Here is a 20,261-nt window from a genome sequence, read left to right as displayed (position 1 = left end):
CTCTGGTCTCCTATGTGGTTGCGTTGAGTGCCTGGAACCGTGGGGCCGGGGCCGCCTCGATGGCGCCGGAGGGGGTGGTCTGGTAGATACCCCGTGCCGCGTTGTGCGGATGCCGCGCCGCCTCGGCCAGGCTGAGCACGGGCGCGAAGCAGGCGTCGCTGCCTTCGAGCAACGCGCACCAGTGCGCCCTGGGTTGGCTGCGGATGAGGGCCGCAATGCGCTCCTTCAGCGCTGGCCACGTCGTCGTGTCGTACTGGTCGGCAGGGTTCACGTCCGTCAGGCCCAGCTTCGACAGCAGCAGTGCGTGGAACGCGGGCTCCACCACCGCGAGGCTGATGAAGCCGCCGTCGGCACAGGCGTACACGTCATAGAACGGCGAATCGTGAAACGGGCTCGGCTTCGTGCCGTCGATCTGCCCATTGGCGCGAATCCAATGCACCAGCGTGCCCATCATGGCCACGATGTCGATGATGGCGGCATCCACGACCCGGCCGCGGCCACTGCCCCTACCGTTACCGCGCGCATCGACCAGCGCGCAGGCGACACCGAAGGCCATGCCCAGCGCCCCGGCCGCGTCCCCGAGCACCGAGGGCGGCACGATGGGCATCTGCCCCTTGCGGGCCGACAGCGACAGCAGGCCCGTCAGCGCCACGTAGTTCAGGTCGTGGCCAGCGGCCCGGGAGAGCGGGCCGTCCTGGCCCCAGCCCGTCATCCGGCCATAGACCAGCTTGGGGTTGCGCGCCGCGCATTCGGCGGGGCCGAACCCCAGCCGTTCCATCACGCCGGGGCGAAAGCCTTCGATCAGAACGTCGGACTGGCCGATCAGATCCAGGGCGCGCGCCTTGCCGCCGGGCGACTTCAGGTCGGTGATCTCGACCGTCTTGCCCCGGTGCAGCGGGTTGGCCGCCGCCCCGCCCAGCGGCTGCGCCCCGGCGGCCTGCTCGGCCCGTGTCAGCGCAATCACCTCGGCACCCATGTCGGCCAGCATCATGGCGGCCAGCGGGCCCGGCCCGATCCCTTCGAACTCCACCACACGGACGCCGTGCAGTGGCTTTTGCAGCATGTGCGAGGCGTTCACAGCTTCCTCGCAATCAGTTCTTTCATGACCTCGTTCGCGCCGCCGTAGATCTTCTGCACGCGCGAGGTGGTGTACATGCGCGCGATCGGGTATTCGTACATGTAGCCGTAGCCGCCGAACATCTGCAGGCACTCGTCCACCACGCGGCACTGCTGCTCGCTGCACCACCACTTGGCCATGTACGCGGCTTCGGCGTCGAGCTTTCCGTCCAGCAGCCGCTGGATGCAGTCGTTGACGAAGGTGCGCACCACGTGAGCGGTGGTGGCGATCTCGGCCAGCTTGTGGCGCGTGGTCTGCATCTCGAACAGCGGTGCGCCGAAAATCTTGCGCTCCTTCGTGTATTCGACGGTGAGTTCCAGGGCCCGGTCGATGATGGCCGCCGCAGGCACGGCGATGGTCATGCGTTCGTAGGGCAACTGGCCCATCAACTGCTTGAAACCAAGCCCTTCGACGCCCCCCAGGACTTGATCGACCGGCACGCGCACCCCGTCGAAGAAGAGTTCGGCGGTGTCCGACGCATGCAGGCCGATCTTGTCGAGCAGGCGGCCCACGCGGAACCCTGGCAGGTTCTCGGTCTCCACCACGATCAGCGAAAGGCCTCGGCTGCCCGCCTCGCCGGTGCGTGCGACCACAATCAGCAGATTGCAGGTGTAGCCGTTGGTGATGAAGGTCTTGGCACCGTCGATCACGTAGTGGTCGCCATCACGGCGCGCGCGGGTGGCGATGGCCTTGAGGTCCGTCCCGCAGCCGGGTTCGGTCATCGCAATGCCGAGCAGCATCTCGCCGCTGCTCAGCTTGGGCAGCCAGCGCTGCTTCTGCTCCTCGGTGCCGTAGTCCATGATGTAGTGCGCAGCGATGCTGTTCACCTGGACGTTGTTGGGCATTTCCGCTCTGGTCAACTCATCCTGTACCACCAGCTGGTAGGCAATGCTGGCCCCGGTGCCGCCGTAGGCTTCGGGCATTTCGGGCAGCATGAACCCCATCTCGCCGAAGGGCCGCCAGGTCTCGCGCGGGACGTAGCCCTGTTCGCGCCAAGCGGGCAGGTGCGGAGCCATCTCGGCGGCGATGTAGCGGCGCACCTGGTCGCGAAAGGTCTCGATGTCGCTGTCCATCCAGGGTTGACGGTGCAATTGCGGCAGCATGGGAGCGCTCCTCAGAAGGTTTGTACGATGAAGGTTTGAAAACTTGGCCAGCGATGCGGCCCCGGGTCATGCCCGCATACCCACAACGGGGCGGGCGAAGCGTCGAATCTCTGCGTTCTCAGTCTGTCCAGGGCATATGGTCGGCATTCAGCCCGTGCGCGTCTTGCCCGCCAGTGCATGGCAAGTTGACTTTGCGTGTGCAAGGGAAAGCCCGGCTGACTCGACCGGGCCGATGGCGGAGCCGTGAGCAGTCATGCCGCGTGCATCGCTGGGCGACACTCCAAAGCGTTGTTTGAATGCGCGGCAGAAATGGCTGGTGGAGTTGAAGCCCCAGTGAAAGGCGATCGCCGAGACCTGCAGATGCCGGCAGACCGGGTCAACGAGTGTCCGCCAGCACGCTTGCAATCGGCTTTCCAGGATGTGGCCGACCACCGTGGTATCGCCCTGCGCAAACAGCGCATGAAGGTAACGCAGTGAAATACCGTGCGCCGCGGCGATGCGTGCCGGACTCAGGTCATCCTCTTGAAAATGCTGGGCGATGTAGGCAAGTACTCGTTCGCGCAACGCGGCCATGGCCGTGAATCGAGTGGCGCTCTCCGGCTCTGGCAGCGCAATGTCCAGAAGCCCGATCACCGTGCGGCAAAGGGCGACGTGGGCGGAGGGCGGCACGGCGCCGATCTCCTTTGCCAACCCCATCAGGTGTTGGCTGAGCAGTGAGCCCACGCCTGTGTGACTGTCAATGCGGCAGGCTGCGGGCGGCTGCTTGCGGCCCGGTAGATGCTCGCGCATGAGCTGCCAGGGAATCATCAACGACACGCTGTGGGTTCGTTCCAGCACCTCATAGTCTTGCCGCTGATCGGTACGCCAGAGGAACATGTCGCCCTCGCAGATTGGCGTGTCCCACTGCTGCAACTGTACTCGGCCGCTCAGGTTCAGCTGCAGCCCCAGGCAGAACTCATCGTCGAATGACGAATGTCCAGGAGGAGACTGCTCGACGCAAGCACCGGTCACGGTGCATACCAAGGAGGCTCCGGCGAGTTCGTGTCGCCGCAACTTCGCCTGGAATGCAGCAGGCTTCGCCGGGGAGGAAAGACTCCAGCGCTGGAAGGAGTCCTTGAGGATCGCTTCCGTCGCATCTATCCTGCCCTCGATGGGCGCATGGTCGATGGACCATTCCATGGGTGACTGTTGCAGCACTTGTCGTCTCCTGAATCTGCCCCCAGACGCCGCAGCCCATCGGGACCGGAGCGTCGACACCGTGGCGTGCTTTCGTGCGGCGCTCAGGGTACCCAAGGCATACAGGCAATCGTAGGCAGCGGTGCTTGGCGCGGCAATGACGGATGGTCTCGATCAACTGACAAGGCACCTCTTTCGACGGATGGGGGAGCGAGGCAACCCCGCAGCCGAGCGGCCCTGCGCTAACCTCCCGGCATCGACGGCGAACTGAAGATGCAAGGAGACGATGATGGATCTGGGTGCAATGCTGGCAGGCAAGCGGGTGCTGGTCACGGGGGCCTCGTCGGGCCTGGGCGAGAACTTCGCTCGGCTGGCTGCTGGTTGCAAGGCCAAGGTAGTGATTGGGGCGCGGCGCAAGGCGCGGCTCGACAAACTCGCCCAGGAACTCGAAAAGCTCGGTTCGCCTCAGGTCACGGTGCTGGAAATGGATGTGGCTTCCGAGCAGTCCATCGACGACGCCTTCGCCGAGATAGACGCCTCGGGCACCATCCTCGACGTGGTGGTTAACAACGCCGGGGCTTCCAACGACGCCTTGTCGCTCACGCTGCCTGTGTCCGACTTCGACTCGCTGATGGAGACCAACGTGCGCGGCGTGTGGCTGGTGGCCGCGCGTGCCGCGCAGCGCTGGGTGGATGCGGGGCGGGGAGGCTCAGTCATCAACATCGCATCGATCCTGGGCGAACGCGTGATGCCGGGCGCCATGCTGTATGCCACGTCCAAGGCTGCAGTCGTGCACATGACCAAGAGCCTGGCGCTCGAATGGGCGCGCCACGGCATTCGCGTCAATGCCATCGAGCCGGGCTACATCGACACCGAGATGACCGATGCCATGTGGGATACCGACCATGGCAAGGCGCTTATCAAGCGCATCCCGATGCGCCGCCTGGGTAAGCCGGAGGAGCTCAACGGTCTGTTCCTGCTGTTCGCGACCGAGGCCGGGTCGTGGATGACCGGCGCCTGCGTGCCAGTGGATGGCGGGCATCTGTGCTCGTCGCTTTGAGTGCGACCGCGTCGAAGCAGCGCTACGTTTTTTGGGTGCGCGAACGATAGACGCCTGGCGTGCTGCCGGTCCATGACTTGAAGGCCCGCTGGAAGGCGGTGCCGTCGGCGAACCCCAACTCGGCGGCGATGGCGCTCAGCGCGGCATCGGTGCTGGTCAACCGAACGATCGCCATGTCGCGCCGTAACTCGTCCTTCAGCACCTGAAAGGACTTGCCCTCCACGGCCAGATGCCGCTGCAGTGCGCTGACCGACATGTGCAAGCGCTGCGCGGCGACAGTCAGATCGGGCCACTCCGGGCACGCTTGCTGCAATAGCGCGCGCACCCGCGCGCTGGCTGTCCGCTCGATTAGACGCGGGCCGATCAGGTTGCCCGGTGTGGCACGCAAAAAGGTCTGGAGCGCGGCGGTGTCACGGCGCATCGGCTGCGTGAATGCGGATGCCTCGAACCAGACCGCCGACCGCGCCTGCCCGAACCGCAACGTGCCCGAGAAGATTTGGGCATAGTCTGCGGCACGCGGCGGTGGCTCGAAGGCAAAATCGAGCCCTCTGGGCACCAGTCGGCCGCCGTGCAGCCATACCAGCAGACGCCAGAAAACGCGCAACAGCAGCCCGTGCAGGAAGTCTGAATGTTTGCCCAGGGCGTGGCGCACGTCCAGAGCAGCACCCTTGAGCAAGCCATCAGAGACGGGCACAAGCGCCACGTCGTCCTGCAGCAGGGCGAAGGATGCACTCACGCGCTGCAAGGCGGCTGCCAGCGTCTTGGCCCCGAGCGTAGAGCGAGCCATCAGCGCAAAGCTGCCGCAGCGCAACGGCCGACCGTGTAGATGGCCTAGGCATTCGTCGTCCAAGCTGTTCTTCACGGCACTGAAGAGTGCGATGTATTGCTCTATGGTCACACGCGACTGCTCCAGATGCAGCAGCGACTCGGCGATGCGGGCCTGCGCCAGAACGCCATCCAGCCAGGACTCGGTGGCCAGTCCTTTGCTGCGCGCGCCGTCGAGCAGGCCATGCACGGCAAAAACAGGAACAGTGACGACGGGTTTCAACATGGTCAAAGGGAGCAACGATAGCTGGCGCTGAATCCGAAATTACACCAAGAAAACGGCCCGCTAACGATGTAGCGTCCGGCTGCGGTCAACCGGATTTTGCCTTGTGCATACAAAGTCAACTCGCCATGCACTGGCGGGCAAGACGCGTATGTGCCGAGTGCCCAGAATACCGCTTGGTAGCACACCCAGGGACGACCCGTGGACGTTCGGCATCGATGCATTCGCATGAATGCTTCTTCGGCAACGGCATGTCGGTGTGCTCACCCGAATAGCCCAGCAACCAGGAGAGAGTGAATGTCTGTCTGCGCCGTGCCTTTGCGCAACATGCTGATTGATGCGGTGATGCGCGAACGTCGTTCCGTGCGCGCCTTTCTGCCGACCCCGGTGTCGCAAGAAGCGGTGGCCCAGATTCTGTCGGTGGCAGCCAGCGCGCCCAGTGGCACCAACACCCAGCCGTGGCATGTCATTGCCGTGGCGGGCGAGGCGAGGAAGCGCCTATGCGACCGTGTATTGCACGCCTTTCACCATGAAGAGGGAGAGCACCAGTCCGAATACGACATCTACCCGGCCGAGTTCTTCGAGCCCTACCTGACCAGGCGGCGTCGGTGCGGTTTCGCTCTTTATGCCGCAGTCGGAATCTCCAAGGGAGATACGGATGCCATGCGCGCTCAACATGCACGCAACTTTGCCTTCTTCGATGCGCCGGTCGGTTTGATCTTCACCTTGGACCGGCGCATGGTGCAGAGCAGTTGGGTGGACTACGGGATGTTCTTACAGAACATCATGCTGGCGGCCCGCGCACGAGGCCTGGATACCTGTTCGCAGATGGCGTGGACCCTTTACCCGCGCCTTCTGGCTGAAGCCCTGCAAATCCCGGACGGGCAGATGGTCCTGTGCGGCATGGCACTGGGCTATGCCGACCCGGCGGCCGTGGTGAACCGCGTGCGCACCGAGCGTGAGCCGGTCGAGAACTTCACACGCTTCAGCGGCTTCTAGAAATCTTGTCATACCAACTAATCGCGTCGTAAGCCGCCTGAGAAATTCAGCCGCCCTGAAGCGGTTGATCGACCGGGCCTTGTCCTGGTGGGTAGGGTCATGCATGGATGTATGCCCTATGGGGCAGACGGGTTGAACCCACAAAGAGGAGTAAGCAATGTCTACCTACGCCGCGCCCTTGCGCGACATGCTGTTCACGATGAAGGAAGTCGGAGGCCTGGATGCGATCTGTGCCCAGCCGGGCCATGAAGAAACCACGCCCGACCTGGTCGAGGCCATCCTGCAGGAGGCTGCCCACTACGCCACCGGCGTGCTTGATCCGCTGAACCGCACCGGCGACGTGCAGGGCGCGCGCTGGCACGACGGCCAGGTCACGCCAGCCGATGGCTTTCGCGAAGCCTGGGCCAGCTTCTGCGAGAACGGCTGGAACGGCATGCCCGCTGCCACCGAATGGGGCGGCCAGGGCCTGCCCACGCTGGTGTCCACAGCCGTGCTGGAGATGTGGAAGTCGTCCAACCTCGCGTTCAGCCTGTGCCAGATGCTCACGCTGGGCGCGGTGGAAGCCATTGCGCACCATGGCAGCGACGCACTCAAGCGCCGCTTCCTGGAGCCCATGGTCGCGGGCCGCTGGACCGGCACCATGAACCTCACCGAGCCCCAAGCAGGCTCCGACTTGGCCGCGCTGCGCAGTCGCGCCGTGCCCGAAGGCGACCATTACCGCGTCAGCGGAAACAAGATCTTCATCACCTGGGGCGAGCACGACATGGCCGAGAACATCGTCCACCTCGTGCTGGCGCGCCTGCCCGATGCACCGCCCGGCGTGAAAGGCATCTCGCTGTTCCTGTGCCCGAAGTACCTGGTCAACGACGACGGCTCCCTGGGCGAACGCAACGACCTGGCCTGCACCTCCATCGAGCACAAGATGGGCATCCACGGCAGCCCCACGGCGTCGATGAGCTTTGGCGACTGCGGGGGCGCGATCGGCTACCTGGTCGGCGAGCCGAACCAGGGGCTGGCCTGCATGTTCACGATGATGAACCATGCGCGGCTGAACGTCGGCCTTGAAGGCGTGGGCATCGCCGAGCGCGCCTACCAGCGCGCACGCGCCTACGCGCTGGAGCGGGTGCAGGGCAAGCCACTGCTCAGCGGCAGCACCACCATCGCCGGCCACCCGGACGTGCGGCGCATGCTGATGGACATGAAGGCCCGCACCGAGGCCATGCGCGCATTGGCCTATTTCTGCGCCGGCCAGATGGACCGCGCCGCAGGCCACGCCGACGCGCAAGAGCGCGAGCAGGCGCTGGCCCTGGTCGGCCTGCTGATCCCGGTGGTCAAGGGCTGGTGCACCGACAGCGCACAGGGCATCACGTCCGATGGTGTGCAGGTGCATGGCGGCATGGGTTACGTCGAGGAAACCGGCGCCTCACAGCACTTGCGCGACGCGCGCATCACGACCATCTACGAAGGCACGACGGGCATCCAGGCCAACGACCTGATTGGCCGCAAGCTGGCGCGCGAGGGCGGGCGCACGCTGAAGGCACTGCTGGGCCGCATCGACGGCGATGCGCGCCGGTTGGCCGAGATGCCCGATGCCGCGCTGGCGCAGATCGGCGGCGTGTTAGCGGCTTCGGCGCGTGCGCTGGGGGACGCGGCCGACTGGCTGCTGGCCCACGACGACCAACCCGCGCAGTGCGCGGCGGGCGCCGTGCCCTTCTTGCGGCTGGCGGGCACGGTGATCGGCGGCTGGCTGTCGGCGCGCATGGCCGAAGCCGCCACTGCGCAACTCGCGGCGAGATCTGGCGATGCGGGCTTTCTCGGCGCCAAGCGTGCCACGGCCAGCCACTACGCAGCGCATGTCCTAGTGCAGGCGCCGATGTTGCGCGACATCGTCACGGGCGGCGCCGCCAGCACGCTGGCCCTGGCGGATGATCAACTCTGAATGATCCTGAAAGGAAACCCTCCCATGAAAATCCTGGTTCCCGTCAAGCGGGTGGTTGACTACAACGTCAAGGTCCGCGTCCAGAGCGATGGCAGCGGCGTGGACATCGCCAATGTCAAAATGAGCATGAACCCCTTCGACGAGATTGCCGTCGAAGAGGCTGTGCGGCTCAAGGAGAAAGGCGCGGCAACGGAGATCGTCGCCGTCTCGTGCGGCGTGTCCCAATGCCAGGAGACGCTGCGCACCGCCATGGCCATCGGTGCCGACCGCGGCATCCTGGTCGAGACCAATGAAGAACTGCAGCCGCTGGCCGTGGCTAAGCTGCTCAAGGCCCTGATCGACAATGAACAGCCCGGCCTCGTGATCCTGGGCAAGCAGGCCATCGACGACGACTGCAACCAGACCGGCCAGATGCTGGCGGCGCTGGCCGACCTGCCGCAAGCCACCTTCGCCTCCAAGGTCGAGATCGCCGGCGACAAGGCAGCCGTGACCCGCGAAGTGGACGGCGGCCTGGAAACCCTCAGCCTTACGCTGCCCGCCGTCATCACCGCCGACCTGCGCCTGAACGAGCCGCGCTACGTCACGCTGCCCAACATCATGAAGGCCAAGAAAAAGCCGCTGGACACCGTCAAGCCCGAAGACCTCGGCGTGGACGTGGCCCCGCGCCTGAAGAACTTGAAGGTCAGCGAACCCGCCAAGCGCGGCGCCGGCGTGAAGGTGGCCGACGTGGCCGCCCTGGTCGAGAAACTCAAGAACGAAGCGAAGGTGATCTGACATGACCGTACTCGTAATCGCTGAACACGACAACGCGACCATCAAGGGCGCGACGCTCAACACCGTGACGGCCGCCGCAGCCTGCGGCGGCGACGTGCACGTGCTGGTGGCCGGCCACAACGCCGGCGCTGCCGCACAGCAAGCCAGCCAGATCGCCGGCGTTGCCAAGGTCATCCACGCCGACGGCGCCAGCCTGGCCCACGGCCTCGCCGAGAACGTGGCCGCCCAGGTGCTGGCACTCCATGGCAGTGGTGCCGGCAACTACAGCCACATCCTGTTCCCCGCCACCGCCAGCGGCAAGAACGTGGCCCCGCGCGTGGCTGCCAAGCTCGACGTCGCCCAGATCAGCGACATCACCAAGGTCATCTCCGCCGATACCTTCGAGCGCCCCATCTACGCCGGCAACGCCATCGCCACCGTGCAGTCTGCTGATGCCGTGAAGGTCATCACCGTGCGCACCACCGGCTTTGACGCCGCCGCCGCCACGGGTGGCAGCGCCGCTGTCGAAACCGCTGCTGCGGCCGCCGACGCTGGCAAGAGCAGCTACGTGGGCAGCGAGATCGCCAAGAGCGACCGCCCCGAACTCACCGCCGCCAAGATCATCGTGTCTGGTGGCCGTGCGCTGGGCAGCAAGGAAAAGTTCGACGAAGTCATCACCCCCCTGGCCGACAAGCTGGGCGCTGCCATCGGCGCCAGCCGTGCTGCCGTGGATGCGGGCTACGCCCCCAACGACCTGCAAGTGGGCCAGACGGGCAAGATCGTCGCGCCGCAGTTGTACATTGCCGCCGGCATCTCGGGCGCCATCCAGCACCTGGCCGGCATGAAGGACTCCAAGGTGATCGTGGCGATCAACAAGGACCCCGAGGCCCCGATCTTCAGCGTGGCCGACTACGGGCTGGAGGCGGACCTTTTCGCAGTTGTGCCGGAATTCGTCAAGGCCTTTTAAATTGGATGAGATACACCATGGAGCTTCGGCATTTACGTTGCTTTATAGCGGTGGCCGAAGAACTTCACTTCGGCCGCGCAGCGGAAAAGCTGCACATCGATCAGTCCCCTTTGTCGCGCACCATCAAGGAGATAGAGGAAGAGCTCGGGGCGCAACTGTTCACGCGAACCACGCGAAGCACCCGCCTGACCTTTGCCGGAATGGCATTCCTGGAGCGGGTGCCGCGAATCTTCGAAGCTCTGAAACAGGCGTGTGACGGCGTCAAGTCCGCCGCCAGTGGGTTTCAGCGACAGTTGCGCATCGCTTTGTCCGATGGCATCACGCCCTCGCGAATGCCGACGCTGCTGGCACAGTGCCGAGCGGAAGATCCAGAGATTGATGTTCGGCTATTTGAGGTGCCGTTGGATCAACAGATCAAGGGTCTGCACGATGACCTGTATGACGTCGGCTTTTCGATGGCCGAAGAGGTGGGCGACGGCATTGTGGTCAGGCCTGCATGGGAAGACGAACTGATGGTGGCGGTCCCAGCTCGCCATCCTGTTCTGGCCCACAAGCACGTGCCGTTGGAAGAAGTGTTGCGCTATCCGCTGGCGCTATGCGATCCGGCGATATGCGAAGGCCATGCACGCCAAGTTGATCGCGTTTTGCAGCGCTACGAGCAACAGCCACTGATCGCCCAGCGCGTGGCGTCCTATGAGGTGATGATGACCTTGGTCTCAGCCGGATTGGCGCTCGGTTTGGCGGGCGCCGCGCACATTGCATCCGGCCGTGGGCCAGGTGTTGTGGCCCGGCGCTTGGCGGGCAAGCCGCAGATGCTGGCCACGTATCTGCTGCACCGTGACGTGGAGCCCTCCGAAATGCTGGCCCGGTTCATCGAACGAGTGGCCTCCATTGATTCGGCGGATGGCTCCAGCGCCGCCGAGGACTCCTGATCCACCTGCTGAAAGGACCCAAGCCATGACCCGATTCCTGCCGCTGCTGATGGTTGCCGCACTGACGGGCTGTGGACCATCCCAACCGACGGAAACCGTGGACTTCCTCGTTGCCCATCCCGAGCGCCTCAAAGAAGTCCAGCGCCTGTGCAAGGAAGACCGCGCGAAGGCAGGAGAAGAACTCTGCCGCCGTGCGGCCGAAGCCGCCAACCGGCGTTTCTTCGGCGATCGGCCGGAACAGCAATCCAAATAGCGCCCCGCGCCGTCGCCTGGCCGCGACAGAGTTCTTGCTGTTACCTCATCACGCCGCAGCGCGCTCGCGCATGCGGCATTTTTATTGCCTTCGCCACAGCAAGAAGTCTGGCCATTTTGGCCTGAATCCCCGCTATAACGGTCTTTGACCGACCTGCACGCTCGCCTTGATCCTCGGCACTACGGCATGTCCCTGTGCCGTAGCGGGAGGTTGGCCAATGCAAGGAACGAACGTGCTGTTCGGTCAGATTGCCGTTGTCTTCGGCATCGTGATCGCTGGCGTATGGAGCGCCACGCAATGGACAGCAGCGGCGCTGGGCTACCAGCTACGCCTGGGTTCGCCCTGGTTCGATTTCCTCGGCACGCCGGTCTATCACCCCTGGCGCCTGTTCGAGTGGTGGTTCTTCTTCGACGCCTACGCGCCGCATGTATTCGACGTGGGCGGTGCCATTGCCGCAGGCAGCGGCCTGATCGCGGTGGTGGTTGCCGTCGGCATGTCGATCTGGCGCTCGCGCCAGTCCAAGCTGGTCACGACCTACGGCACGGCGCGCTGGGCCAATGCGGAGGACATCCACAAGGCGAGTCTTGACCGGTCTGCGGGCGTATTCCTTGGCCTGCATCGCCAGCAGTACCTGCGGCACGAAGGCCCGGAGCATGTTCTGACCTTCGCGCCTACCCGCTCGGGCAAGGGCGTGGGCCTAGTGGTGCCCACCTTGTTGAGCTGGCCCGCATCGGCCGTCATTCACGACATCAAGGGCGAGAACTGGAGCATCACCGCTGGCTGGCGCTCGCGCTTCTCGCACTGCCTGCTGTTCAACCCGACCGATGCGAAGTCGGCGGCCTACAACCCGCTGCTGGAGGTGAGGCGCGGCGCGCACGAAGTGCGCGACGTGCAGAACATCGCAGACATTCTGGTCGATCCCGAAGGAGCACTGGAGCGGCGCAACCATTGGGAGAAGACCTCGCATGCGCTGCTGGTTGGGGCCATCCTGCATGTGCTCTACGCAGGCGAAGACAAGACGCTGCGCGGTGTCGCCAACTTCCTCAGCGACCCGGCCTGTCCCTTCGAGCTTACCCTGCATCGGATGATGACCACGCCGCACATCGGCGATGGACCGCATCTGGTGGTGGCATCGGCAGCGCGTGAAGTCCTGAACAAATCGGACAACGAGCGTTCCGGCGTGTTGAGCACCGCCATGTCATTCCTCGGCCTGTACCGAGACCCCACGGTGGCCGAAGTCACCTCGCGCTGCGACTGGCGCATTGCCGACCTGATCGCGGCCGAGCATCCCGTGTCGCTGTATCTCGTGGTGCCGCCTTCGGACATCAGCCGCACCAAACCGCTGATCCGCCTGATCCTCAACCAAATCGGGCGGCGGCTGACGGAATCACTCGATGGCAGCGATGGCATCCAGCGCCGTCACAAGCTGTTGCTGATGCTCGATGAATTCCCGGCGCTTGGGCGCCTGGACTTCTTCGAGACGGCGCTGGCCTTCATGGCGGGCTACGGCATCCGCAGCTTCCTGATCGCGCAGTCGCTCAATCAGATCGACAAAGCCTACGGCCAGAACCATTCCATCCTCGACAACTGCCATGTGCGCGTGACGTTCGCCACCAACGACGAGCGCACGGCCAAGCGGATTTCCGAAACCCTTGGCACCGCTACCGAGCTGCGCGCGCAGCGCAACTACGCGGGACATCGACTCGCACCGTGGCTGGGGCACCTAATGGTGTCGAGACAAGAAACCGCCCGCCCGCTGCTCACGCCGGGCGAGGTGATGCAGCTGCCGCCCGATGAGGCGGTGGTGATGGTTTCCAGCGTCGCGCCGATCAAGGCCAAGAAGCTGCGCTACTACTCTGACGCGAACTTCCAGCGGCGCGTGCTGCCGCCTCCTGTACTCGTTGCGGGGCGCTACGCCGACGTGCCTCCCTTACGGCCCGACGACTGGAGCGGGCTGACGGTTCCTCCCGTTCCGGTGGCGCCTGCAACCGAAGCCGTTGAAGGCTTCCCCTCTGCCGCTGACGACGGCGGCCCGCGTCGCCAACCCGAACTCTCCGAAGCCGCCGCCTACGACCCCGACCTGGCTGCGCCTGCAGCCGACCTCGGGCTGCTCGATGACGATGACATGCAGCTTCCCCTTCCTCGCCAGCTCGACCCGGCCCTGCAGCGCACGGCCCGGCTGGCTTCCCTTGACCCTGACGACGGAATCGACCTATGACCCAACACCGCCTCAATGTGTTCATCCAGCCGGAGCACAGCAAGCGGCTCGATGAACTGGCCGCCAAGAAGGGCGTGTCCAAGTCCAGCATCGTCGCGGCGGCCCTGGCCTCCTGGCTGTCGCCCGATGCGGCCGACCAGCGCGAGGCGGCGATTGCCAAGCGACTGGATCGCCTGTCGCGCCACGCCGAGCGTCTGGAGCGCGACCAGAACATTGCCATCGAAACATTGGCGCTGTTCATCCGCTATTTCCTCACTGTGAGCACGCCCGTGCCCGAGGCCCATCAGGACGCCGCTCGCGCCCAGGGCAAGGCCCGCTTCGAGCAGTTCGTCGAACAGCTCGGACGGCATTTGCTGCGCGGGCGCAGCCTGGTGCGGGATGTGGTGGAGGAACTGCACCCCGATCCGACGCGATCGGAGGGCGCGGCGGCCGCTGCAGATGCCCAGGAGCGTGCCTTATGAGCGCCGTTCTTTCCTCCTTCACGGCCACCTCGCTGGATCGCCGCATTCAGATGCTACGCACGGCCATGGGGCCGCTGATCGCCGCCGCGCTCGAAGACCCGGACGTGGTGGAAATCATGCTCAACCCCGACCGCACGCTCTGGGTGGATCGTCTGTCCACGGGCCGCGCCCCGATGGGCGAGGAGCTGTCCGAGGCTGATGGCGAACGCATCATCCGTCTCGTGGCCGCCCACGTCGGCGCCGAGGTGCATCGCGGCCAGCCGCTTTTGACGGCAGAGCTGCCCGAGACCGGCGAACGCTTCGAGGGCATCCTGCCGCCCGCTGCACCGGGGCCAGCCTTCGCCTTGCGCAAGCGTGCCTTTGGTGTGATCCCGCTGTCGCGCTACATCGAGGACGGGATGATGACCGCCGCACAGGCTGGTTTGCTGGTGCGCGCCGTGCGCGAGCGCCAGAACATCCTGATCGCGGGCGGCACCAGCACCGGCAAGACCACCTTGGCGAATGCGCTGCTGGCCGAAATCGCCGCCACGGGCGACCGCGTGCTGGTGCTCGAAGACACGGTGGAGCTGCAATGCGCGGCGCGCGATCACGTACCGCTGCGCACGCGCCAGGGCGTCGTGTCCATGACCGAGCTGGTGCGTTCGTCCATGCGCCTGCGCCCGGATCGTGTGGTCGTCGGCGAGGTGCGCGGCGCCGAGGCACTGGATCTCATCAAGGTCTGGGGCACCGGCCACCCCGGCGGCATCGCCACGATCCACGCCGGCTCCGCGCTGGGCGCGCTGCTGCGCCTGGAGCAACTGATTCTCGAAGTGGCGGTGAACCCGCCCCGTGCGCTGATCGCGGAAGCGGTCAACGTGGTCATCCACATTGCCGGGCGCGGACGCAAGCGCCGCATCGAGAGCATCGCTCGGGTCGTCGGCTTCGACGGCTCGGGCTACCAACTGGCGGATGCGCTGGAGGCTCCATTCCCGGAGCTGCTGCCGCAGTCCGACCTTTCTTCCGTGTCCCCTGATCAACCTGGAGAACTGCCATGACGCAGATGATCGTTCCTGCTTTCCGTATTTCTGTAAACCCGCTTGCCCTGCGCTGCCACCCCGCGCGGCTGGATGGCTTGGCGCGCCCGGCCCTGCAGGGTCTGATGCTCGCGGCGCTGATGCTGCTGCTCGCAGGCACCGCGCAGGCCGCAGGTTCCTCGATGCCCTGGGAGGGGCCGCTGCAATCCATCCTGGAGTCGATCCAGGGTCCGGTGGCCCGGATCATCGCGGTCATCATCATCATCGCCACGGGCCTGGCGCTGGCCTTCGGCGATACCTCGGGCGGGTTCCGCAAGCTGATCCAGATCGTCTTCGGTCTGTCGATCGCGTTTGCCGCGTCCTCGTTCTTCCTGTCGTTCTTCAGCTTCTCGGGCGGGGCCGTCGTATGAACGCGGCCCACGATGGCGTGCAGGGGTTCGCTCCAGGTTTCGAGGTGCCCCTGCATCGCTCGCTGACCGAGCCGATCCTGCTGGGCGGCGCGCCGCGCACAGTGGCGATTGCCAATGGCACCTTGGCCGCCGCCGTGGGCTTGGGCCTGCAACTGTGGATTCCGGGCGTGGTGCTCTGGATCGCCGGCCATGCGCTGGCGGTCTGGGGTGCGCGTGTCGATCCGCAGTTCATGCAGGTCTTCGCGCGCCACATCAAGCACCGGCCGCTGCTGGACGTGTGAGGGGAATGCCATGCTGAACCTTGCCGAATACCGCCAGCGGCCGGCGCTGCTGGCCGACTGGCTGCCTTGGGCCGGGCTGATCGCGCCGGGCGTCGTGCTGAACAAGGATGGCGCCTTCCAGCGCACGGCGCGCTTTCGGGGGCCTGACCTCGACAGCGCGACGCAGGGCGAGTTGATCTCCACGTCGGCGCGGCTGAACAACGCGCTGCGCCGCCTGAGCTCGGGCTGGGCGCTGTTCATCGAAGCCGAGCGCCGGCCCGCGGCCAGCTACCCGCACTCGGAGTTTCCTGAGCCGCTGTCCTGGCTGGTGGACGAGGAGCGCCGCGCCGCCTTCGAGGACTCGGGCAACCATTTCGAGAGTGGCTACCACCTCACGCTGGTGTACCTGCCGGCCGAGGAGTCGCGCGCCCGCGCAGCAGGGCTGCTCTATGAGAACCGACCCACCGAAGGCGTGGATTGGCGCGAGCGCCTAACTGCCTTCGTCGCGGAGACGGATCGCATCTTTGACCTGCTCGATGGCGTGATGCCGGAGATCGTCTGGCTCGATGACAGCCAGACGCTGACCTACCTGCATGCCACCGTTTCAACGCGGCGTTACCGCGTGGGCGTGCCCGAGGTGCCATTCCACCTCGACGCTCTGCTAGCCGACGCGCCGCTGATCGGCGGCCTGGCACCGATGCTGGGCGACCAGCATCTGCGCGTGGCGACGGTGCGCGGTTTCCCGACCTCGACCTGGCCGGGGATTCTGGACGACCTCAACCGCCTGGGATTTGGGTATCGCTGGAGCACGCGCTTTCTGTGCCTCGACAAATCCGAGGCGGAACGGGAGTTGGGGCGCTTGCGCCGCCAGTGGTTCGCCAAGCGCAAGAACGTCATCGCGCTGCTGCGCGAGACGATCTTCCAGCAAGAAAGCCCGCTGGTCGATACCGACGCCAGCAACAAGGCCACCGATGCCGATGCCGCCTTGCAGGAGCTGGGCAGCGATCAAGTGGCCTTCGGCTACGTGACAGCGACCGTCACCGTCATGGACGCGGATGCCGCCGTGGCCGACGAGAAGCTGCGCAGGGTGGAGCGCGTCATCCAGGGGCGTGGCTTCGTCACCATCCCCGAAACGCTCAACGCCGTGGATGCGTGGCTGTCGTCCATTCCGGGTCATGCCTACGCGAACGTGCGCCAGCCCATTGTCTCCACGTTGAACCTGGCGCACCTGATGCCGGTGTCGGCGGTATGGGCCGGGCCGGAGAAGAACGCGCACCTCGACGGCCCGCCGCTGATCGTCACGCGCACTGAGGGCGCGACGCCGTTCCGGCTGGTGACGCACATCGGCGACGTGGGCCACACGCTGGTGGCTGGTCCTACGGGCATGGGCAAGTCGGTGCTGCTCGCCACATTGGCGATGCAGTTTCGGCGCTATCGCGGCTCGCGCATCTTTGCCTTCGACATGGGACGCTCGATGCGCGCCACCATCCTCGGGCTGGGTGGCGAGCACTACGACCTCGGGATGGATGGCGAGATCGCGTTTCAGCCTCTCGCCCGCATCGACCGCGAGGGCTACCGCACCTGGGCCGCCGAATGGATCGAAGGGCGCTTGCGGCATGAGGGTGTAGCCGTCGGCCCCGAAGAGAAGGCCGCCATCTGGTCGGCGCTCGGCAGTCTCGCCGGTGCGCCGGTGGAGCAGCGCACGATGACCGGCCTGTCGGTGCTGCTGCAATCGAATGCGCTGCGCCAGGCGCTCGCGCCGTACGTGCTGGGCGGCGCCCACGGCAAGCTGCTGGATGCGGATTCGGATCGCCTGGGCGCCGGCTCCGTGCAGTGCTTCGAGATGGAGGAACTGATGCACAGCAAGGCCGCCGTCATGGCCGTGCTGCATTACCTCTTTGCGCGCTTCGATGAACGCTTCGACGGTGCGCCCACGCTGCTGATCCTCGATGAAGCGTGGCTGTTCCTCGATGACCCGGTGTTTGCGGCGCGCATCCGCCAATGGCTCAAGACGCTGCGCAAGAAGAACGTGAGCGTCATCTTCGCCACGCAGAGCCTGGCGGACATCAAGGATTCGAGCATCGCGCCCGCAATCATCGAGAGCTGCGCGAGCCGCATCTTCCTGCCCAACCCACAGGCGACCGAGCCGCAGATCAGGGTTATCTACGAAGGCTTCGGGCTGAACTCGCGCCAGATCGAGATCGTGGCGACCGCGCAGCCCAAGCGCGACTACTACTACCAATCCCGACTCGGCAACCGCCTGTTCGACCTCGACCTGGGCGCCGCGACGCTGGCCTTTGCGGGCACGTCCACGCCGCAAGACCAGCGCGACATCGACGCGGTGCTCGCTGCCGCTTCATCCGCTTCCACCCCGTTCGTAGCCGCGTGGCTGCGCCATCGCGGCCTGAATTGGGCCGCCGACCTGCTGTCCTCGTTCCCGTCCACCCATCTCCAGGAGAACCCATCATGAAAAAGCGTCTTCTCGCCGCCGCCGTCGCGGCCATGCTTTGCACCGCTACCGCCGTGCAGGCGCAATGGGTCGTGATCGACCCCACGAACCTCGTGCAGAACACGCTGACCGCGATCCGCACGCTGGAGCAGATCAACAACCAGATCAAGCAGCTCCAGAACGAAGCGCAGATGCTCATCAACCAGGCGCGCAACCTGGCCAGTCTGCCATCCAGCGTGGTCGGCCAGCTGCGCGCCAATCTGGCGACCACCCAGCGGCTGATCGCGCAGGCCAAGGGCTTGGCCTATGACGTGACGAATCTGGATCGGGAATTCCAGCGCCTGTACCCCGAGCAATACGCCGCCACCGTGAGCGGCAACCAGATGTACCGCGACGCGCAGGAACGCTGGAAGAACACGCTCGATGGCCTGCAGACCACCATGCAGATGCAGGCTCAGGCATCGCAGAACCTGAGCGACGACGAAGGCGTGCTGGCCGACCTCGTGGGCAAGAGCCAATCGGCGGTGGGCGCTTTGCAGGCGATGCAGGCCACGAACCAGTTGCTGGCCCTGCAGGCCAAGCAGTCGATCCAAACGCAGCGGCTGCAGATCACGCAGGATCGCGCGGGCTCGCTGGAACTGGCGCGGCAGGCCGCCGCCGTGGAGCGGGGCCGCGAGGTGAACCGGCGCTTCCTGGGTGAGGGCACGCCGTACACGCCGCGGTCCGTCGATTTCTACAGTCGTTGACGGAGCCAGGCCATGAACGACGTTTCGGTCATTGACCGCTTCCTCGACATCTTCTCGCGCTACATCGACTCGGGCTTCGGACTGTTGCATGGCGAGGTGGCGTTCCTGACCGCAACGTTGATCGTCATCGACATGACGCTCGCCGGGCTGTTCTGGGCGATGGGGCATGCCACCGGCCAGGGCGAGGACGTGATCGCCAAGCTGATCCGCAAGGTGCTGTACGTGGGTGCCTTCGCCTACATCATCGGCAATTTCAACACCCTGGCGGGCATCCTGTTCCGCTCATTCGCCGGGCTGGGCCTGACGGCCAGCGGCTCGACCTTGAGCATGGGCAACTTCCTGCAGCCGGGACGGTTGGCCAAGGCCGGTATCGACGCAGCGGCGCCCATCCTCGACCAGATCCGGGAGATGGCGGGCTTCCCGGAGGTCTTCATCCACATCGCGCCCATCGTCGTGCTATTTCTCGCTTGGCTGGTGGTCATCGTCAGCTTCTTCGTGCTGGCGGTGCAACTCTTCGTCACGTTGATCGAGTTCAAGCTGACCACGCTGGCGGGCTTCGTGCTGGTGCCGTTTGCCCTCTGGAACAAGACAGCGTTTATGGCCGAGAAGGTGCTGGGCAACGTGGTGTCCTCGGGCATCAAGGTGCTGGTGCTCGCCGTCGTCGTGGGTATCGGCTCAGGGCTGTTCGCCGAATTCAGGATACCGCCCGGTTCCGAGCCGTCCATCGACCAGGCGCTGGTCATCATGCTGGCCTCATTGTCCATGCTGGCCCTGGGCATCTTTGGGCCGGGCATTGCGACAGGCTTGGTGTCCGGTGGGCCACAGCTCGGCGCGGGCGCGATGGCCGGTGCTGCCATCGGCGCAGCCGGAACCGCCGTGGCGGTCGGTGCCGCGGCTACCGGCGTCGGAAGCGCAGTGGCGGCCGGGGCACGCATGGCACCCGCCGCCGCCCGCTCGATGGCATCGACCGCCAGCAGCGCCAAGTCGACGTACCAGGCGGGCTCCACTTCGGCCGGTGGCGGCCTGAAGGGTGCCGCCGCCGGCGTGGGCAATGTTGCCAAGACCGGCGCGCAGGCGGCCGGGCAGAAAGTCGCCGATGGGGCGCGGTCGATGAAGGAACGCATGGCGGCGGCCTTTCGGCCCGATGACGCGCCGGCCTCCGGCGCCGCGCACGCCGACCCTGACGCTAGCGGATCGGCTCCGTCTGCCGAACAACCCGCCTGGGCCAAGCGCCTGCACCGCAGGCAGCAACTCACCCATGCCGCGACGACCGCCGCCCACACGCTGCGCGGCGGCGACGGCGGCAGCTCCAGCCAGGGGCCAAGCCTGCGTGATTCCGATTCCTGATCTTGAAGGA

The 20,261-nt window shown here is 65.7% G+C and carries 19 protein-coding genes; 15 read left to right on the top strand and 4 right to left on the bottom strand.

Annotated elements, in window-relative coordinates; genetic code table 11:
- Nucleotides 1-10: 10 nt before the first annotated feature.
- The 3 genes from ASD34_RS02135 to ASD34_RS02125 form a co-directional block, all read right to left on the bottom strand.
- Nucleotides 11-1,063 carry a CaiB/BaiF CoA transferase family protein gene (locus tag ASD34_RS02135; protein WP_016452529.1) on the bottom strand — a complete coding sequence of 351 codons (1,053 nt, stop codon included), beginning with the start codon at nt 1,061-1,063 and terminating at the stop codon, nt 11-13.
- An 11-nt stretch (nt 1,064-1,074) separates the two neighbouring features.
- Nucleotides 1,075-2,220, bottom strand: a complete 1,146-nt coding sequence (locus ASD34_RS02130) for an acyl-CoA dehydrogenase family protein (RefSeq protein ID WP_016452528.1) — start codon at nt 2,218-2,220, stop codon at nt 1,075-1,077.
- A gap of 147 nt (nt 2,221-2,367) precedes the next feature.
- The gene (locus ASD34_RS02125; protein ID WP_017405984.1) at nt 2,368-3,399 is read right to left on the bottom strand and encodes a helix-turn-helix domain-containing protein; all 1,032 of its coding nucleotides are present in this window, start codon (nt 3,397-3,399) and stop codon (nt 2,368-2,370) included.
- Nucleotides 3,400-3,685: 286 nt separating this feature from the next.
- Here ASD34_RS02125 and ASD34_RS02120 point away from each other — a divergent pair, with 286 nt between their 5' ends.
- Nucleotides 3,686-4,456: an SDR family NAD(P)-dependent oxidoreductase gene (locus ASD34_RS02120; protein WP_016452526.1), complete on the top strand. Its 771-nt coding sequence runs from the start codon at nt 3,686-3,688 to the stop codon at nt 4,454-4,456.
- Nucleotides 4,457-4,478: 22 nt separating this feature from the next.
- Here ASD34_RS02120 and ASD34_RS02115 read toward each other — a convergent pair whose 3' ends face one another.
- Nucleotides 4,479-5,507 (bottom strand): AraC family transcriptional regulator, encoded by a 1,029-nt coding sequence (locus ASD34_RS02115; protein ID WP_016452525.1) that lies wholly within the window; start codon nt 5,505-5,507, stop codon nt 4,479-4,481.
- 294 nt (nt 5,508-5,801) lie between these two features.
- Between ASD34_RS02115 and ASD34_RS02110 the strand changes: the two genes are divergently transcribed.
- The 14 genes from ASD34_RS02110 (at nt 5,802) to trbL (ending at nt 20,251) form a co-directional block, all read left to right on the top strand.
- Nucleotides 5,802-6,503 (top strand): nitroreductase, encoded by a 702-nt coding sequence (locus tag ASD34_RS02110; RefSeq protein ID WP_016452524.1) that lies wholly within the window; start codon nt 5,802-5,804, stop codon nt 6,501-6,503.
- 157 nt (nt 6,504-6,660) lie between these two features.
- Entirely contained in the window at nt 6,661-8,442 is a 1,782-nt protein-coding gene (locus ASD34_RS02105) for an acyl-CoA dehydrogenase (RefSeq protein ID WP_016452523.1), read from the top strand.
- 24 nt (nt 8,443-8,466) lie between these two features.
- Nucleotides 8,467-9,216, top strand: coding sequence for an electron transfer flavoprotein subunit beta/FixA family protein (locus ASD34_RS02100; protein WP_026382504.1), 750 nt, complete (start codon nt 8,467-8,469; stop codon nt 9,214-9,216).
- Between the two features lies 1 nt (nt 9,217).
- Nucleotides 9,218-10,162 (top strand): electron transfer flavoprotein subunit alpha/FixB family protein, encoded by a 945-nt coding sequence (locus tag ASD34_RS02095; protein ID WP_026382503.1) that lies wholly within the window; start codon nt 9,218-9,220, stop codon nt 10,160-10,162.
- Between the two features lie 17 nt (nt 10,163-10,179).
- Nucleotides 10,180-11,094 carry a LysR family transcriptional regulator gene (locus tag ASD34_RS02090; RefSeq protein WP_016452520.1) on the top strand — a complete coding sequence of 305 codons (915 nt, stop codon included), beginning with the start codon at nt 10,180-10,182 and terminating at the stop codon, nt 11,092-11,094.
- A gap of 25 nt (nt 11,095-11,119) precedes the next feature.
- The gene (locus ASD34_RS02085; protein ID WP_016452519.1) at nt 11,120-11,347 is read left to right on the top strand and encodes an EexN family lipoprotein; all 228 of its coding nucleotides are present in this window, start codon (nt 11,120-11,122) and stop codon (nt 11,345-11,347) included.
- Nucleotides 11,348-11,564: 217 nt separating this feature from the next.
- Entirely contained in the window at nt 11,565-13,565 is a 2,001-nt protein-coding gene (locus tag ASD34_RS02080) for a conjugal transfer protein TraG (protein ID WP_016452518.1), read from the top strand.
- Nucleotides 13,562-14,026, top strand: a complete 465-nt coding sequence (locus ASD34_RS02075) for a hypothetical protein (RefSeq protein ID WP_016452517.1) — start codon at nt 13,562-13,564, stop codon at nt 14,024-14,026. Before ASD34_RS02080 ends, ASD34_RS02075 begins: the two co-directional genes overlap by 4 nt.
- A complete protein-coding gene (gene trbB / locus ASD34_RS02070; protein ID WP_016452516.1) occupies nt 14,023-15,060 on the top strand; it encodes a P-type conjugative transfer ATPase TrbB in 1,038 nt (345 codons plus the stop codon). The genes ASD34_RS02075 and trbB overlap by 4 nt, the downstream gene beginning before the upstream one ends.
- Nucleotides 15,057-15,449 carry a TrbC/VirB2 family protein gene (locus tag ASD34_RS02065; RefSeq protein ID WP_016452515.1) on the top strand — a complete coding sequence of 131 codons (393 nt, stop codon included), beginning with the start codon at nt 15,057-15,059 and terminating at the stop codon, nt 15,447-15,449. The genes trbB and ASD34_RS02065 overlap by 4 nt, the downstream gene beginning before the upstream one ends.
- A complete protein-coding gene (locus ASD34_RS02060) occupies nt 15,446-15,730 on the top strand; it encodes a VirB3 family type IV secretion system protein (protein ID WP_016452514.1) in 285 nt (94 codons plus the stop codon). Before ASD34_RS02065 ends, ASD34_RS02060 begins: the two co-directional genes overlap by 4 nt.
- Nucleotides 15,731-15,740: 10 nt before the next feature.
- Nucleotides 15,741-18,179, top strand: a complete 2,439-nt coding sequence (gene trbE / locus ASD34_RS02055; protein WP_016452513.1) for a conjugal transfer protein TrbE — start codon at nt 15,741-15,743, stop codon at nt 18,177-18,179.
- The gene (gene trbJ / locus ASD34_RS02050) at nt 18,176-18,904 is read left to right on the top strand and encodes a P-type conjugative transfer protein TrbJ (RefSeq protein WP_016452512.1); all 729 of its coding nucleotides are present in this window, start codon (nt 18,176-18,178) and stop codon (nt 18,902-18,904) included. The genes trbE and trbJ overlap by 4 nt, the downstream gene beginning before the upstream one ends.
- Before the next feature lie 12 nt (nt 18,905-18,916).
- The gene (gene trbL / locus ASD34_RS02045; RefSeq protein ID WP_016452511.1) at nt 18,917-20,251 is read left to right on the top strand and encodes a P-type conjugative transfer protein TrbL; all 1,335 of its coding nucleotides are present in this window, start codon (nt 18,917-18,919) and stop codon (nt 20,249-20,251) included.
- Nucleotides 20,252-20,261: the final 10 nt, after the last annotated feature.

The organism is Variovorax sp. Root473, assembly GCF_001426505.1.
Classification (GTDB): Bacteria; Pseudomonadota; Gammaproteobacteria; order Burkholderiales; family Burkholderiaceae_C; genus Variovorax.
This window is presented reverse-complemented; position numbering and strand designations above follow the sequence as displayed.

Excerpts from the sequence above, each read along its gene's own strand:
- ASD34_RS02135 (WP_016452529.1), bottom strand. The coding sequence starts at position 1,063 with ATGCTGCAAAAGCCACTGCACGGCGTCCGTGTGGTGGAGTTCGAAGGG.
- ASD34_RS02130 (WP_016452528.1), bottom strand. The coding sequence starts at position 2,220 with ATGCTGCCGCAATTGCACCGTCAACCCTGGATGGACAGCGACATCGAG.
- ASD34_RS02125 (WP_017405984.1), bottom strand. The coding sequence starts at position 3,399 with ATGGAATGGTCCATCGACCATGCGCCCATCGAGGGCAGGATAGATGCG.
- ASD34_RS02120 (WP_016452526.1), top strand. The coding sequence starts at position 3,686 with ATGGATCTGGGTGCAATGCTGGCAGGCAAGCGGGTGCTGGTCACGGGG.
- ASD34_RS02115 (WP_016452525.1), bottom strand. The coding sequence starts at position 5,507 with ATGTTGAAACCCGTCGTCACTGTTCCTGTTTTTGCCGTGCATGGCCTG.
- ASD34_RS02110 (WP_016452524.1), top strand. The coding sequence starts at position 5,802 with ATGTCTGTCTGCGCCGTGCCTTTGCGCAACATGCTGATTGATGCGGTG.
- ASD34_RS02105 (WP_016452523.1), top strand. The coding sequence starts at position 6,661 with ATGTCTACCTACGCCGCGCCCTTGCGCGACATGCTGTTCACGATGAAG.
- ASD34_RS02100 (WP_026382504.1), top strand. The coding sequence starts at position 8,467 with ATGAAAATCCTGGTTCCCGTCAAGCGGGTGGTTGACTACAACGTCAAG.
- ASD34_RS02095 (WP_026382503.1), top strand. The coding sequence starts at position 9,218 with ATGACCGTACTCGTAATCGCTGAACACGACAACGCGACCATCAAGGGC.
- ASD34_RS02090 (WP_016452520.1), top strand. The coding sequence starts at position 10,180 with ATGGAGCTTCGGCATTTACGTTGCTTTATAGCGGTGGCCGAAGAACTT.
- ASD34_RS02085 (WP_016452519.1), top strand. The coding sequence starts at position 11,120 with ATGACCCGATTCCTGCCGCTGCTGATGGTTGCCGCACTGACGGGCTGT.
- ASD34_RS02080 (WP_016452518.1), top strand. The coding sequence starts at position 11,565 with ATGCAAGGAACGAACGTGCTGTTCGGTCAGATTGCCGTTGTCTTCGGC.
- ASD34_RS02075 (WP_016452517.1), top strand. The coding sequence starts at position 13,562 with ATGACCCAACACCGCCTCAATGTGTTCATCCAGCCGGAGCACAGCAAG.
- trbB (WP_016452516.1), top strand. The coding sequence starts at position 14,023 with ATGAGCGCCGTTCTTTCCTCCTTCACGGCCACCTCGCTGGATCGCCGC.
- ASD34_RS02065 (WP_016452515.1), top strand. The coding sequence starts at position 15,057 with ATGACGCAGATGATCGTTCCTGCTTTCCGTATTTCTGTAAACCCGCTT.
- ASD34_RS02060 (WP_016452514.1), top strand. The coding sequence starts at position 15,446 with ATGAACGCGGCCCACGATGGCGTGCAGGGGTTCGCTCCAGGTTTCGAG.
- trbE (WP_016452513.1), top strand. The coding sequence starts at position 15,741 with ATGCTGAACCTTGCCGAATACCGCCAGCGGCCGGCGCTGCTGGCCGAC.
- trbJ (WP_016452512.1), top strand. The coding sequence starts at position 18,176 with ATGAAAAAGCGTCTTCTCGCCGCCGCCGTCGCGGCCATGCTTTGCACC.
- trbL (WP_016452511.1), top strand. The coding sequence starts at position 18,917 with ATGAACGACGTTTCGGTCATTGACCGCTTCCTCGACATCTTCTCGCGC.